Here is a 15,716-nt window from a genome sequence, read left to right as displayed (position 1 = left end):
TATAAGGAGATACGTATCATGACCCCAGAACGTTTCGACATTTATGATGATCAGCAAAATTGGATCGGCACAGAGCTTCGCAGTGTGGTACACGCCAAAGGCTATTGGCACCGTTCATTCCATTGCTGGATCGTTCGTGATGACATTGATCAACGGATGGTTCTTTTTCAGCGTCGCCGTGATATCAAGGATACCTTCCCGGGTTGTTACGACATTACAGCAGCGGGACATCTCACTGCGGGTGAGCAGCTTGAGGAGGCAAGTCGAGAACTGGAGGAAGAACTGGGCGTACATGCTCCTTTTGAATCCCTGTCTTACCTGCTCACTGCCAAGCAGCAGCTGCAAGGCGAGGTTCGCGGTGTACCATTTATGGACCGGGAATTCAGCTCGGTATACGGCCTATGTCTCAACCAGCCACTCGAGGCTTACACCCTGCAGGCCAGTGAAGTGCACAGCCTATATGAAGCGCCTCTACAAGATCTGCTTGCCTTGTTTCGTGGTGAAACGGATACGATTCAGGCCACTGGAGTACATGCGGAACAGACTTCTACCCTGGATTCTTCGTATCCCGCTCCGGAACGTCATACTCGCACAATCCATGCTTCCGAGTTCGTCCCACATGGGACAGCGTATTACACTGGCGTACTCGAAGCTCTATATCACGTGCCCAAAGGCTGATTCATCATTTACCCAAAATCGAGTCCTGTACTTATAATTCCAGTTTCTCATAATTGGTATAACTTCATACCTTAACTCTAACTCAACAGGGCATCGATGCCGTGATGAACATCACTGATTTACTTCAAAACGCAAAACAGGCGACTGCCATAAGGCAGCGCCTGCTCTGTTTCAATATAGATTAAAGTCTTAAAATATCGCTCTGTTCCAGCTTAATCAAGGCAGATGCCTCAATACCTTTGGCCAAACCTTAATCTCCTGCCGCAGGAACAGACCAATAACGTGCGGACAGCTGTTCAAAACGGCGTCCATAGCGGGATTCCAGATCCTCGCCCATATCCTGTTCCAGCTCGTACAATACCAATTCCTGCGCAAAATGATTCAGCAGCAATCCTGTCATGACGGGATGTTCTGTTACAACAGCCTGAGTTGCACAGGATTCCCCGCGCATCCCCAGCATGCACCAGCGCCGATCTACGACAATAGAGAACTTTCTCCCGTTTCCTTTACCGTACAGAGGATGGCCAGGCCAAGGTGCAGGCTGATCCAATATCCCCTCGCCACCATCACATGACCATAACAGCCTAACACCGCGATCCTCTGCCTTTTTCAGGAGATCATGCAGCAATTCGGCTTCCTCACGCCAAACATCCACGACAATCTCGTGTTTGGCCTCTGCCAGCTCACGGCTCAGGTTATCAAATACGTTTTTGTCCCCTTCGATATTGTAAAAGACCGGTTTCTCAGGTTCATGCTGTGGCATGCTGCTCTGTACATACTCAAGAGAAGCACGCATTTGCCCGGAGATCATTTGAGTCATCTCCTCGGGCTTCAGCACACTGTACTTCGCAGGTTCTCCGGCACTGCAGCGCAGAAATCCGCGCTGTGAGAGCCGCTGCAAGGTGGAATACACATTGGAACGGGACACGCCGAGGCGCTTCGCAACCTCATAGCCGGAGGCCGAACCTTGGCGCGCGAGTTCCACCATAATTTTGGATTCCATCTCGGTAAACCCGAGATGATTCAGATGATGCAGCAGTTGGTCCATATTCCCGTCCCCCCATGCTGTCAGCAACCACACTGCCCTATCTTACTGCGGCAGTGGTTCTACTGCATCAGATCTGTTCCGCACCACAGCGCGGGCACCATTTGGAGCCTTTGGGCAGCTCGGATGCACAAATCTGGCATTTCACCATCTCCCGTGGTACTTCAGTCTGTACGTCAACCGTGTTTACGATCGGATTATTCTCTTTCCAGTAACGGATACGTTCATCGAGTTCCTGCTGCCTTTCCCGTTCACGCAGCATCTCTTCTTCCCGGCGGCGTTCCCATTCTGCATCAAAAGCCTCCTTCTCCTCCTGCGTGAATTCGGTACTGTTATATTCGGATTCGGTCTCCAGATCTGCGATGGACGGAATTACCGTATGATAAGGTTCAGTTTCATCCGCTTCATCTTGAATTGTTGTCGTTTCCTCATAGAAAGGGCGTTCCGCACTTTGAGCCACTGCCGCTTCTTGCCGCACAGATGCCGGACCTGCAGTTGATGCTGCAGACTTGAATTCACCCAGTTTACGTCCGCATTTCGGACAGAAATTCGCATCCAGTGAAGCAACGTGCCCGCATTCGCACAACCGCTCATTTTTGAGTTCGGCAATTTTGCTGCGCAAACCATCAATCTCATCCTGCAGTTCATCGCACAGGTGTGACAGATCAACCATTTCTTTTTCGGCGCGCGTCATATCCTGTGCACGGTAACCCTCATAGAAGATGCGACCCATATCTGTAAAATGGACTTCCTGTTCCTGCTGCAAGCCCACGATTTGATTGTTTATTTTCCCAATCTCAACAGCATGCTGTGCACGCTCCGTTGCTTTGTTCGCTCCGTTCTTGATTCGTTGAAGCAATTTCATGACATCTCCTCCTCTGTCCCGTCAGACGTTGAACCCTTCGGGTTCAACTGCAATTTGTTCTTTAATTTTTAATTTTCATAGTATATAACTTATACGATATCATGCCAAAAAGTTGCGCATACGCGCGTGAGTGCCCGTTTTCTGCCGATGTTGGATGAATTCGGGGGCTTTCGTCAGGACCATACGTTCGGGTATAATGAAGCTTTGGCCCGACATAACCGCCGATGTAGGCGACTAACTCTATCATACCAATTTACATTGTGATTGTGAAAAGGGCAAATGGTTTACTTTTAAGCGGGATAGTCCTATCCCTGAATGCATATAGAGGTGGATGAAACATGTTAAGTCCGAACTCAACGTTCTACGCCCGTCCGCTCGGTGTCACTCCGGCGGCATCCCTGCCCCAGTCCCCGTCTGCTCCACTGGAGACCAGTCGGCAGCTCGTGGGCGATGATCATCAGGATGCGCCTTATTTCCGCTCACTGGAAGAGGCAGGCATCCGTCTGAACGGGCCACAAATATCAGCCGTCCGTCACGGCAAAGGTCCCCTGCTGACTCTCGCCGGAGCCGGGTGCGGCAAAACGACCGTACTGGCAGCCAGAGCCGGTTATCTCATGGAAGTCAGCGGCGTTCATGCAGGCAGTATCCTGCTCGTGACATTTACCAACAAGGCCGCTGCCGAGATGAAAGACCGGATTGCATCACTGCCAGGTATTCGCCCAGCAGCCGCACAAGCAGTACAGGCTCGCACGTTCCATTCCTTCGCCCTGACACTGCTGCGTCATTACGGTGTACAGGAAGAGATCTTTGGGGAACCACGTGCCCAGCATACCGTTATCAAAATGCTTCTGCGGCAATACGGCATGAGTGAGGCCTTCCAACCCGAAAGTCTGCTGTCCATGCTGTCTGCATGGAAGATGCAGGGCTCCGAAACGACCGACCTTCCTGATAAATCGCAGGAGGAACGTGATGCCAAACGGGTCCTCCTCGGTTACGAGAACTGGAAACGAGAGCGTAACAAGATGGATTTCGACGATATATTGCTGCGGGCTGCTGTCCTGCTTCGTGATCCCGCCGTGCTGAAGCCGCTTCAGCAGCGTTTTCAGTACATCATGGTCGATGAGTTCCAGGATACGAATAAACTGCAGTATGAAATTGTGCAAAAGCTCGCTTCGGCCCATCGCAACCTGATGGTAGTGGGTGACGACGACCAGACGATCTATACGTTCAATGGAGCGCGCCAGGAATCTATTCTTGAATTCGATAAAGTTTACCCCGGGGCACGCATCGTGACGCTGGATATTAATTACCGCAGTGATGCACGCATCCTCGGACTTGGCAGTGAACTGGTGGCCCGCAACAAGCGAAGACGGGATAAGCAGCTGCGTGCAGCCGGTCACCGCGGAGACGCACCACGCTTCGCCACGCCTTCGAACGCAGAGGAGGAAGCAGCCTGGGTGGTGAACCAGATCTGTCAGCAGGTTGAGGAAGGGATGCACACCTATCGCGATGTTGCGATTCTGCACCGAACAGCCAGCAGCAGCCGGGCCGTATTTGAGCAGCTGGTATTGAAAGATGTGCCGTTTGTTCAGCATGGGGCTTCCCCGGTATTCTACGACCAGTCCCTCATCAGGCCCCTGATGGATCATATGCGCCTTTCCCTCAATCCACGCGCTGTAGATGCTCTCCCAAGTGCACTTGGACCACTGTACGTATCCCGTGATGCCGGGCTCGAGTGGATTCAGCGCAGCGAACAGCAGCAAGCCAAAAAGTATCCGCTGATCCATCTGGCCAAATGGGACAAGCTCAAGCCCTTCCAGCAGGAACAGGTTAAGGAACGCATCAAGCTGATCAAGTCGCTGCACAAAATGAAACCGGTCATCGCCATCCAGGAAATGCGTCGCCAGTTTTACGACAAATATATGGAAAGCGGCGATCCCAGCATCTTCACCCACTACAAGGAAACGATGCTGGAGACACTGGACGAATTCGAAGCTGCAGCCAAAAAGTTCGAAACGGTAGAAGCGTTTATAGAGTTTGCCGATGAGCTCTCCCGCAGACACCGTGAAATGGAATCCCTGCGCCGCTCCCAGGACAGCGATGCAGTGCAGCTGATGACCATCCACCGGGCCAAGGGACTTGAATTCCCATGCGTGTACTGGATCGGTGCCAGCGAGGGCATCGTGCCTCACAGTACAGCACTGCGGCAGGATATCCCTGAAGATCAAAAGGCAGCTCTGGCAGTTCAACAGACCGATGCGGAGCTGGATATGGCTCTGGAAGAAGAACGACGGCTCGCTTATGTTGCGATTACAAGGGCGAAAAAGTACTTATACGTCACTTCTCCTGCCAGTCATCACGGGAAACCGGCAGACGTATCCCGCTTTTTGCTCGAAGCCTTCGGGCTGGAGGTACCAGACAAACGCAAAGAACGCGACGATAGCCGAACAGGCCATTCAGCTTCATATGGCAAAGGCAATGGACAATCTGCCCGCTCTGGTACTCGTTCCGAGGGCCGGAATGTGGTACATCGTCGTGCAATCAGTTATAGTGATCGTGACCATGACGTGCACAACGAACGTGACGAGGATCGCCTCAGTGAACGTCGTGGCAGCGGACAAATTCGCAACCATAAGGCGTTCAGCACAACAGGTGTTCGTCAGGGAAATCAGGTTGCCTCAGCTTCATCCAGTTCAGGATCATCGTCCTCAGGACGTTCTGAACGCACAGAGACGGTAGCGATCTGGAAATGCAGTTCATCTACCTGTAAGGCATGGCTTCGTCAGAAACCCGCCGTACCTTCTGCAAAAGCAGCTAAACGGGCAGCAGTCGGACCGCCGCCATGCCCCCTGTGTTCAGGGTCCATGGAAGCTGGAAAACGCGAGGTGCCTGTAACTGGACGGACAGGGCGATAAGCTGCTACTTAAGCGGCATGAAATCTAGATAAAATGCCAGATTGGCAGCAAAGCCTATCCACCATGGTTTATTGGTGGATAGGCTTTTTTATGTCATGATGACAAGATAAATTTCTGGATGGGAACAATCTTGATTCAATCCGTGTTGTTACAATATAAACTTAAGTTAAATGATACTGATTAATCGAAACGAAAGAGGTGCCTTATGGAATTGGAGATTGCAATTAGAGAGCGGATCCAGGAGCGCTATGATATTTTACATGAGCTTTATGATATCTGGTTCACAGAAAACCCTGCCTATATTGCACCCAAAGAAAGGTTCTATCAGCAAGATCACATAGAGAAACACAGGGCAATTACTTATCTGTTGGACAGAGGGTACATTGTTGCCACCCCCGTAAGCAATGAACCTGAACAGGTTGCCGTTTGCATTACTGTAGACGGGATCGATTTTTTCGAACAGGGTCGGTTGGAAGGCAAAGGGGAATGGATGGGGAATTGTAATCGAGCAGTCTCATGAATAGGCACGGGTGAACAGCTGTGCTCGTTTCAGGGCGCTTGCTGCTGTTTATTAACAGTAGAAGCGTCTTTTTTCCATTTTAGAATGGAGGTTGGATTATGCAGGAGCGTAAAACGCATTATTTTGTATCCGTAACTCATAACCTCATTGAACAGACTCAGAATGAATCAACACCATTTGAAGTTGTGGTGGATGATGAACAGTTAAATCGGCTGAAAGACTTGATGAAAGTGCTGGAGGACGACGATGCCTATACACTGCAGCGCGCGCCTGTACCCTACAAATCAGCAGATCACGATGAAGCAACCGAACAGTTTTCGGATGGTATGACATTGCTGTACAGTTTCCTGTACGACCACGGAACTCCTGATACCCGGCAAGCGATTGAGAGCATGAATGTGCTGCCAAGGCTGCAGGATACGGACTACGATGACCCCGGGTATGAGAACTCTCCAATGAACAAATGACACAGTCAAAAGCATGCGATGCCGCACGATGCGGACCCGCATGCTTTTGTGTGATTGGAACACTCCATCAAACGCTGCGATAAAATTAATCCAGACGAATCTCCTGCCCTTTCTCAGCAGACTCATAGATTCCGCATAACATCCTGGTAGAAGCTACCCCGTCCGCAATCGGGCTGATCGGTCCGGTCCCGTTTAAGCAGCAGTCCACAAAGTGATCAATCTGATTCTGGAATGCACTATGAATATGCAGCCCTGTATGATCTGTCTGCGGCTCGATATTCAGGATGGTGTTGTGTTTTTCCGTGACAATCAGTGTCTCAGGTTCAACTTCAAAGCCTCCACGTTCACCGTACAATTTGACATAGGATTCCTCCCCGCGAGCATGCAAGGTAAAGCTCACATCCACTGCGAGCGAAGCTCCATTCTCGAAGCGAATCAGTGCGTTTGCCATATCTTCTACGTTATTCACGGCGGAACTGTAATCTGCTGCCTTGTAGAAAGAAAGGTCTTCGATATGAGCACGATTGCCCAGCTTCCGATAGGTGTTCCCACTTACCGAAACAGGTTTCGGGCGGCCCATGAGGTACCAGCATTGGTCGATGATATGTACGCCCAGATCAATCAGAGGACCTCCACCAGAGCGGTTCTTGTCCGCGAACCAGCCTCCGGGATTGCCCAGACGGCGAAGTATGGATGCCTTGGCATAATACAATTGACCAAACTCCCCTGCATCGATAAATTTCCGCAGCATCTGCATATTGTTGTCGTAGCGCCGCACAAATCCAACGATGAAGGTACAGCCGCTTTTCTTCACGGCTTCCTCGATTCGTAAGGCATCTTCCACATTTGTTGCCACAGGCTTCTCCAGCAGCACATGCTTACCCGCTTCCAGTGCCGCGATGGCAAATTCGGCATGCGTATTGTTCCATGTACAGATGCTGACTGCATCCACGTGCGGGTCCTTTAGCATTTCCCTATAATCGGTGTAGACGGACTGTGCATCATATTTCTGAGCCGCAGCTGTTGCACGCTGTTCGTTCAGATCACAGATGGCATAGATGACAGCATTCTCGTTTTTGGCATAGCACCTCATATGCAGATCCGAGATGGATCCGGTGCCGATCATTCCGATGTGCAGCATTTTGCTTGTACTCATCTTTGTCCTCCCTTCCCTTTTTCCGGAAGCTTCATGATCTCTCTAGTCTGCCCGCAGCATACCTCTGTAAATACCCGGTGTAGAATTTTCGATCTTCACAGCACCGAGCGTTCGGGCATAAAAATCCACTGGCCCTGCCGATCCAATGATCGCATAGCCATATCCATCTGCCTTCATGGCGTGCATGCAAGCGAGCAGCAACGCTGTGCCCACACCTTTGCCCCGTGCATCCTGATTCACCCCTGTTGGGCCGAAAAAATTGCGGCATGTCGCTTCGTAACAGGCGAAGCCAATCATTTTTCCATGTTCGAGGGCAATATAACAGGATACGGGCTGGCGTGCAAAGGATACATCACACTCATCTACCCAAGGCTGGCTAAAATGCAATCCAACCCAATCCAGCACGAGCTGCTTCTCCGGGGCGATGGCTCTTCGGATGACGATGGAGGATTGCTCCAGTTTTTTCAAACCACTCTCCTGCTCCGGTAAATCGTAGAGTGCTACCAACATATCGCTCATTTAATCCATTCCTCTCCTCATTGAATGTGATAATGCTTTCTTTTCAAACAACGAAGCGAACAGGAAGCGGATCACAGGTTGTACCACTCACCTGAAATTTAACCGTATCCCGTTGCCTGTAACCTGCAAATTGCCACATGCTGCAAATAATAAGCTGACACGCCACTTACATGACCGAGTATTCAGGTGCAACAATTTACCAAGTTGTCCCGTCTATAAGAATAAGCGCGGCCCTAATTAGGAGTTTACCGCGATATAACCAAGATTAGAAGGGATGAGCAGCAATGAACAACAACATGAAAAAAGTAAGTGCCCTAATGGTCCTCTCCTTGGCCCTAAGCGGAGGTGCAGCATACGCAGCAACACTGGACACTACACCGTCCGCGAATCAAACTTCCGTAACTGTAGATCATTCATTGTCTGAAGCTGTAAAAGTGTCCGTGAACGGCACTGGTATAGCTGATGGCTATTGGAATAAGGACGGCAAGGAAGCCATGATCGCACTGCGTGATCTTACGGATGCACTGGGTATTGAGTTGAAGTGGAACAAAGAGAACAAGTCGGCTGAGCTGACAAAAGGTAACCTTTGGACACTGGTCATGGCAGACAAGGATCAGTATTCCATCAACAAAATGCTGCTTACACTGGGAACTGCCCCTCAAATCACCGATGGTAAAATGTTTGTACCCGCTTCTTTTGCAGAAAAGGTACTACATACCCAAGTAAATACAACGGGTAACCAAGTCACAATTACAAATGAAGAGGACGTGAAAGAAGTTACGGAGCGTGGTGTCATTACTGGCATGAACCCGGATACGAAGTATCCATCCATTCATATTGGTGGCGCAGGCACTGAAGGTCTGGTACTTAATCTGGGCGAGGATACAGTCATCAAGTCAGCAGATGGCAAGGAGATCGAACTTACTGATCTGACCATTGGCATGACCGTAGAAGCTGTGCACGCACCCATCATGACCATGAGTCTTCCACCGCAAACACCGACCTACGAAGTGACTGTTGTGGATACCGTTGCTAAGGAATCCGTTACGAAATCGGAAGATGTTCTGGGTACTTCGGGTACCATTGAAAATGTAAGAACTACGAAAGAACAAGGGACTCAAATCGAAATTTCGGGCATTCGCTTGACCGAAACATCGCCTGACCATGTCATCCTCAACATTTCGGAAGATACCAAGCTGGTCAACCAAAAAGGTGAGGCCATCAAAGCAGAGGAACTGACGAAAGACGCGAAAGTCATTGGATTCTATAGTCCGATGCTGACTCGCAGCCTGCCTCCGATCGGAAATGCCTGGAAAGTGGTCGTGGATACTTCGGGTGCAGAGATTGTGCCGTTTCAATAAGCAGGAGTGTCACAGGTTGATTAAATTAGACCAATTAAACCTATAACCTTCCCATTGCAAAAAATAACCTTACCCGGTCTGTTCTTTTACAGACATGGGATAAGGTTATTTTCCGTTCTTGCTATGTAGCCTTTGTTTATTGGGCTTCTGGATCACTTTCAATAATGGCTTCAACTTCAATCTCAACCATTAACAGGGGATCAATGAGTGCACTCACCTCAACCATAGTGGCTACAGGCTGGATCTGCCCAAAGAATTCGCCGTGGGCCTTGCCAACTTCCTCCCAGCGGGAGATATCCGTCACGAACATGCGGGTTCTTATCACATGCGACAAGTCTGCTCCCAGTTCATTGAGCGCCTTCTCAATCGTTTGCAAAACAAATCTGGTCTGAGCGTATGGGTCACCCGCTCCCACTACAACACCGTCCTGCATGGCTGTCGTTCCTGCCACCTCTATCCGGTTTCCTACCCGGATGGCCCGGCAATAACCCACAAGTGGTTCCCATGGTGAACCGGTAAATACCTGCTGTTTACTCATTGTGTCCTCCCTTGCTCTGCTTGTCTTTTATTGGATAATCTCTGCATTATAACAGGCCGGATTCAATCCAGGTACCAGAAATTAGGTAATTGGAAGTTATAAATGCACGAAAAAAAGTCCCGTGTACATAACCAGCTGCTGCACAACCAGACACGTTTACAGGACTTTTTTTTCATTTAGGTATTCAAGCACAAACTAAATACGCTGCACATTCGGCTTACAGTTTAATATTAGCCTCATCAAAGTATTCTTCAAGGGTTAACCCGCTCTTCACAATGTCCGGAGCCAGATCGGTTCCGACATACCGGATATGCCAAGGCTCGTAGACGTAACCCGTAATGTCTTCCTCACCCTTAAGGTAGCGGATAACGAAGCCATAGTCTGCAGCATGTTCTGCCAGCCACTCGCCTTCTTTCGAGGTGCCAAACACTTCTTCCAGGGCATTACCTACACTCGGGCTGGATACGTCGATCGCAAGACCCGTCTGATGTTCACTTCTGCCCGGCTTAGAGCTCACACGATCTGTATATTCTTGTCCTTTGGTCTGCACATTGTTGTTATAGATGGAAACCTGGCGTTCATATGAACGGTATCCAGACACCGCGCGCAGCTCAATGCCGTCCGCCTCAGCTCCTGCAAACAGCTTCTCCAGCGCTTCTGCAGCTTCCTTCCGCATGTGGCGCTTCTCGTGAGGACCATCGAAGGAAAATGGCACATTCGGCTCTACCAAATCGTCTGGCTCATAGCCTTCCGGCAGGCTGCGCTGCTTGTTCACGATAACCGTCATGGACTCTGCATTGGTAACAACGGATTGACTGTCAATCGTATTTTGCATCGCACTAATGCTTCGTTTCTCCAGCAGAGGGTCACCCGCATTTGTCTCATTGCCAGCATCTGAAGAGTCCTGCTCTTCACCCGCAGAAGCATTGCCGGAATCCCCGTTCTCACCAGATGATGGCTGATCCGTCTCGCTGCCGTTTGTCTTGTCGCCGTCATCCCCTGTGTCCTCGGTTAAATGAACGGTAGTTCCGTCTGTTTCCTGCTGCATATTGCCTGCTGCGTTCAGATCCTGACTTTCCTCTGATCCCGAGCCATCCTGGCAGGCGGACAGCAATGCTCCGCATATCATAAGCGAGGACAGCAATACCGCCATATGGCGCTGTCTTCCTGTTCGTGATTTCATCTAAAAAACTCCTATCGCAATATAATCATTAAAAAAAATAAAATACGCTTCGGGGCATTTCATCCCCTGCGACAGTATACATCAAATTGCAGTGGAGCTCCACCGCTCCAAGCTTACTGGCAGGGAATAGCCTTCATGTGAAAAGGGTCGCACGGCATATACGGCCATTTTTCGGACTTTTAGGGCATCATCCCAACGTTTAATCAGCAGATCCAGATTAAAGTCAGGATTGATATCCTTTCCAACCATGCTCGCCATAAGGCCATCTCACACAGACAAATAAGCGAGGGTGATCCAAGATCTCCCCCGCTTCATGCCTGTTATGATTTGGTTGCCGGGCTGTCCTTCTTCTTCTGGACAGCCTGCCAGATCCGCGCAGCTACACGCTCGCGAATCATGGTCAGACCTGCTGCCACGGGTACTCCCGGCAGCAGCGCGGCTAGTTCCGGCGTTGCCGGGGGCTTGCCCGGCTGCGCCAGCCGCACCTGCACCGCGCCGAAGCCGGGGCCTGGCTGGTGCATGGCACCGTCTGCGGCAGCCTCGGCGATCCACTCGCCGACGGCAGCGCCGCCTTCGCCGCCCCGTGCCTGCGGGCGGCCCGCCGTTTCCGCTGCGCGGCCCGCGCCGCTTGGATCATGGGCCAGTTCCTCTGCCCATGATCCAAGCACGCCGGCGAGCAGCGCTTCGCGCGGCAGGCCGGCGTGCGCCAGCTGCAGCAGCGGCTCGGCCGCGAAGCGCGCAGCGATGGCGTGCTCCGCAGCCACAGCATGCGCGCAGTCTGCGCGGCCGCAGGTGCATGCCGCAGCGGCCGGTGCAGCAGGCAGCAGCCCCGCGAGCTCCGCCGGGGCCGGGCCGCCGCGAAGCAGCGCGTACAGGGCCAGCGGCCGATTGCGCAGCTGGGCCAGCACGGCCTCGCGAGCCTCTTCGCTGAGCTGCGGCAGCGTACCTGTTACCGTGAACAGGCTGGCAGCTGTTCCAGCCTGCTCCGCGGCTGCTGATGCGTTCTGACGCGCCTCCGCAGCTTGACTTACCCCCGCTGTCCATCCACCGGGGGACATATGCAGCTCCACATTCCACTTTTCGCTCATAACCTTCCCCCTTCTCATATGATCGCCCACCAATATACTTGTCAAGCTTATAACCACGTCTCACCCTGTAGCGAGATCAGTCCGCGCAATTCATCATCCGACATTTCGGTCAGCCAGTTCTCCCCGGAACCAACCACCTGTTCGGAAAGTGCCTTCTTGCTCTCGATTAACTCATCTATGCGTTCCTCCAGCGTACCCTGGCAGATCAATTTGTGAACCTGCACGTTGCGATTCTGACCAATTCGGAACACCCGGTCCGTTGCCTGATTCTCCACCGCGGGATTCCACCAGCGATCATAGTGGATGACATGGCTGGCACGCGTCAGATTCAGACCTACCCCACCAGCCCGGAGGGATAGAACGAATAGTGATGGGCCCTCGCCCTTTTGGAATGTCTCCACCATCTCGTCCCTCTGCGCCTTGGACACGCCGCCGTGCAGGAAATACGGTTCTTCCTCATAACGCTGCGTCAGGCGCGATACCAACAGCTCGCCCATTGCCACATATTGAGTGAAAATGAGTGCCGATTCTCCGTTGTCACGGATCGCATCAACCAATTCCAGCAAGCGTTCCATTTTACCGGATGCCTCGACTTTTGCATGATCCTTGCGGCTGCTGTCTGCCAGTACCGGATGGTCGCAGATTTGCTTCAGTTTGGTGAGCGACGATAATACAATCCCTTTGCGGGCAATGCCGTTTCTGCCATCCAGTCCACCCATTAGGTCATCCACCACACGTTGATACAGAATCGTCTGCTCCGGTGTAAGTGAGCAGTATGATTTCAGCTCCAGCTTCTCCGGCAGATCCTTGCGGATGTCCGGATCACTTTTGAGCCTGCGCAGCATGAACGGCGAAACAAGCCGGTGAAGCTCCCGCAGGGACGTGCTGTTTTCTTCGGATGTCCCCATTCCGGTGTATCGCTGGCGGAACGATGAAGCCGTTCCAAGATATCCAGGATTGAGGAATTGGAAAATGGACCACAGCTCACTCAAACGGTTTTCGACCGGTGTACCAGTCATCGCAATCCGGTGAGGCGCCGATAAGCGCATCACACTCTGTGCCTGCTTGGTACGATAGTTTTTGATATACTGCGCTTCATCAAGGACCACGGTTGACCAGTGCAATGATGCAAGGTCAGGTCCGTCCCGGCCAGCCAAATGATAGGTCGTCAGCACGATATCATGTGCCTGTGCCTCGGCCTGAAACGCACTGCCATGAAGCCGCTGTCCCCCATGATGGATGTACAGAGACAGATTTGGCGCGAATCGTTTGAGCTCACGCTGCCAGTTGCCAAGCAGAGAGGTGGGACAGACGATGAGTGCTGGCAAGTTGACTGCCTCTGCAGGTACAATCTCGCCAGACTCCGATGGATCACCTGAACCATACATTTCATTTTCACGTGCTTCTTCCACCGCTGCCTGCTGTTCCTCATGTTTCAAGTCGAGCAGGCACGTGATCACCTGAATCGTCTTCCCGAGACCCATATCATCCGCGAGGCAAACTCCGAAGCCAAGCTCACGCATCGCAGACAACCATTGATAGCCGCGCTCCTGATATGGCCGGAGTTCCCCATGCAGCTCCGCGGGCACTTGCCGCGGTTCGATACTGCGAAGCACCTGTCCGTCCAGCAGGAAGGAGAGCAGGCCTTGGGACTCTGCACCAAAGACGGATAATCCCTTCCAGGCTGCATCCTCGCCTTCCTCTGCAGCCAGATGAAGCCATTCGGATAAAGGCATGTATTGTTCTTCTTCTTTTTTCATATAACGCAGAACCTGGCGAATTTCCTTCGTGTCGACTTCGATCCATTCGCCGCGGAACATCACATAAGGTACCGAAGCTTCTGCTAACGCAGCAAGCTCCTCCGCTGTAACAGGTTTGCCGTCCAGCATCGGTTCCGCCTTGAAGGCAACCAGTTGTTCCATCCCCAGTGCATTCGGAGCGCCAGGCGCCCGTTCCGTGCCACGATTGAGCATCTGTAAACGCAGCCCGGCTCTACGCCGACCCGCACGACTCCAGCGGGATGGCATAAGTACGGTTATTCCTGCCTTCTGTAGACGCGGTACCGCATGAGTTAAAAACTCAAAAAAGGACTGCTGCTCCAATTTTATCCCTTCCGGACGGGGTTGAAGCAGGGCTATCTCCAGTTCAGGTGCCAGCTCACTGGCATAACCGAGGGCCATGAGCAGCTGCTCTGCTGCAGATACGTAGCGCACCTTTCCCCGATCCAGGTCTCGATCCGGATGAGCCCAAATGGTTCGTGCAGGCAATCTCAGCCCAGCCTCCTGTGCACTATCTGCCCAAAAGGTGATGCCCCACAACGTTTCATGCTCGCCAAGAGGCGGTTCAAGCCGAAGCACCAGCTTCAGTTCCCCTTCAGCAGGGGCAGTTTCCTCACTGCCGATTACCGGCATCCCTGTGCCCCCTGCTTCTCGCAATGTCTCGATCAGCTCTGCCATTTCCTCCGTTGGCCCCTGTACAGTCACGGGACGGAACATCGAGATCAGGCTGTTCCACCACAGTTCGGCTGCAGGAGAAGATCCGCGCCGAAACGGGGTGCGGTATCTTGACAAGTCACTGTCCATCCCTTCCAGTTCTCCTGTCACGACAGCATGAATCATGCCGCTCATGAATGAAAACAGGACAGCAGCACCTGCCTCCTCCCGGGATTCCGGCTCGGAGGAAGCGTACGCACCAGGTGCAGACAAACCGATTGGCGGCATGGCTTCCGCCAGTTCGCGGAAACGTTCCACATCCGCTTCCTGAGACAGACGAGGTCGCCATACCCCTGTCAGCGTTTCTTGTCCCGTCCGTCGCCGCGCCCCAGTCTTGGCAGCAAATTCGGCAGAAGGAGCAATCTCTCCGCGCAGCAGCAGCTCCTGTGTGAACTGTGCTGCTTTTATCCAGTAGCCTATCTCCTCACCTGCCTGAATCCCTGCGGCCTTCAATATGCTGTCATCCCAATGAAGCAGCAGTTTAAATGTATCTTTGGGCGAGATCGCAAGCCCTTCCAGCGTCCGTCCAAGCAATTGGCGCCGCTTCGTACTCTTGGCTTCCGCAGCATTACGCATCGGATTGGGCCAGCGCAGCTCCGCAAGGCGAAGAGCGGCAGGCTGAAACAGACGACCTCCGTCGCCAAAATTCAGTCTCCTTACCACGTGGGTCCACGCATCCACACGCGGCTCCGATGTTTCACCGGAAAAACAAAAAAATACGTCACCAAGCCATACTCCATACAGCGATTGCATCATTACAGTCTCCCGTCATCCCTTCGCATTGTTACTCTCCATCATATACGAAAATGCCCGGATTTAAAAACCTTTACGCACAAAAATTGCTTTATTCATCTCTTGATACGCTACTGATACGCTCCTGATCACTTCA

General features: G+C 52.0%; 14 protein-coding genes. 5 read left to right on the top strand and 9 right to left on the bottom strand.

All coding sequences use genetic code 11. From position 1 onward, the window contains the following. Positions 1-18 precede the first annotated feature (18 nt). Positions 19-678 (top strand): NUDIX hydrolase, encoded by a 660-nt coding sequence (locus tag AC3RCI_RS02865; protein WP_492527489.1) that lies wholly within the window; start codon positions 19-21, stop codon positions 676-678. A 250-nt stretch (positions 679-928) separates the two neighbouring features. Here the strand turns inward: AC3RCI_RS02865 and AC3RCI_RS02860 are convergent, their stop codons facing one another. Beyond that, a complete protein-coding gene (locus tag AC3RCI_RS02860) occupies positions 929-1,726 on the bottom strand; it encodes a TrmB family transcriptional regulator (RefSeq protein WP_492527488.1) in 798 nt (265 codons plus the stop codon). 67 nt (positions 1,727-1,793) lie between these two features. Then, complete coding sequence (locus AC3RCI_RS02855; protein WP_154896613.1) at positions 1,794-2,588, bottom strand: zinc ribbon domain-containing protein; 795 nt, start codon at positions 2,586-2,588, stop codon at positions 1,794-1,796. Positions 2,589-2,926: 338 nt separating this feature from the next. Between AC3RCI_RS02855 and AC3RCI_RS02850 the strand changes: the two genes are divergently transcribed. The 3 genes from AC3RCI_RS02850 (at position 2,927) to AC3RCI_RS02840 (ending at position 6,490) form a co-directional block, all read left to right on the top strand. Next, positions 2,927-5,503 carry a UvrD-helicase domain-containing protein gene (locus AC3RCI_RS02850; RefSeq protein ID WP_492527487.1) on the top strand — a complete coding sequence of 859 codons (2,577 nt, stop codon included), beginning with the start codon at positions 2,927-2,929 and terminating at the stop codon, positions 5,501-5,503. A 205-nt stretch (positions 5,504-5,708) separates the two neighbouring features. Continuing rightward, a complete protein-coding gene (locus AC3RCI_RS02845; RefSeq protein WP_492527486.1) occupies positions 5,709-6,023 on the top strand; it encodes a hypothetical protein in 315 nt (104 codons plus the stop codon). A 98-nt stretch (positions 6,024-6,121) separates the two neighbouring features. Beyond that, complete coding sequence (locus AC3RCI_RS02840) at positions 6,122-6,490, top strand: hypothetical protein (protein WP_492527485.1); 369 nt, start codon at positions 6,122-6,124, stop codon at positions 6,488-6,490. Between the two features lie 85 nt (positions 6,491-6,575). On the opposite strand, the gene AC3RCI_RS02835 is transcribed toward AC3RCI_RS02840, so the two are convergent. Then, on the bottom strand, positions 6,576-7,646 hold the full coding sequence (locus AC3RCI_RS02835) for a Gfo/Idh/MocA family protein (protein ID WP_336783694.1): 1,071 nt from the start codon (positions 7,644-7,646) through the stop codon (positions 6,576-6,578). Between the two features lie 42 nt (positions 7,647-7,688). Then, positions 7,689-8,165 carry a GNAT family N-acetyltransferase gene (locus AC3RCI_RS02830; protein WP_127539222.1) on the bottom strand — a complete coding sequence of 159 codons (477 nt, stop codon included), beginning with the start codon at positions 8,163-8,165 and terminating at the stop codon, positions 7,689-7,691. A 284-nt stretch (positions 8,166-8,449) separates the two neighbouring features. On the opposite strand from AC3RCI_RS02830, the gene AC3RCI_RS02825 reads away from it, so the two are divergent. Then, entirely contained in the window at positions 8,450-9,526 is a 1,077-nt protein-coding gene (locus AC3RCI_RS02825) for a copper amine oxidase N-terminal domain-containing protein (RefSeq protein ID WP_336783695.1), read from the top strand. Between the two features lie 136 nt (positions 9,527-9,662). Here AC3RCI_RS02825 and AC3RCI_RS02820 read toward each other — a convergent pair whose 3' ends face one another. The 5 genes from AC3RCI_RS02820 to AC3RCI_RS02800 form a co-directional block, all read right to left on the bottom strand. After that, positions 9,663-10,064: a RidA family protein gene (locus AC3RCI_RS02820; RefSeq protein ID WP_336783696.1), complete on the bottom strand. Its 402-nt coding sequence runs from the start codon at positions 10,062-10,064 to the stop codon at positions 9,663-9,665. Between the two features lie 217 nt (positions 10,065-10,281). Further along, positions 10,282-11,247: a M15 family metallopeptidase gene (locus AC3RCI_RS02815; protein ID WP_492527484.1), complete on the bottom strand. Its 966-nt coding sequence runs from the start codon at positions 11,245-11,247 to the stop codon at positions 10,282-10,284. Positions 11,248-11,328: 81 nt separating this feature from the next. Next, entirely contained in the window at positions 11,329-11,505 is a 177-nt protein-coding gene (locus AC3RCI_RS02810; protein ID WP_164764301.1) for a hypothetical protein, read from the bottom strand. A gap of 62 nt (positions 11,506-11,567) precedes the next feature. After that, on the bottom strand, positions 11,568-12,335 hold the full coding sequence (locus AC3RCI_RS02805; protein ID WP_492527483.1) for a hypothetical protein: 768 nt from the start codon (positions 12,333-12,335) through the stop codon (positions 11,568-11,570). Between the two features lie 47 nt (positions 12,336-12,382). Beyond that, positions 12,383-15,583, bottom strand: coding sequence for a DEAD/DEAH box helicase (locus AC3RCI_RS02800; protein WP_336783699.1), 3,201 nt, complete (start codon positions 15,581-15,583; stop codon positions 12,383-12,385). Between the last annotated feature and the right edge of the window lie 133 nt (positions 15,584-15,716).

The organism is Paenibacillus sp. MT124 (genome assembly GCF_058792755.1).
This window is presented reverse-complemented; position numbering and strand designations above follow the sequence as displayed.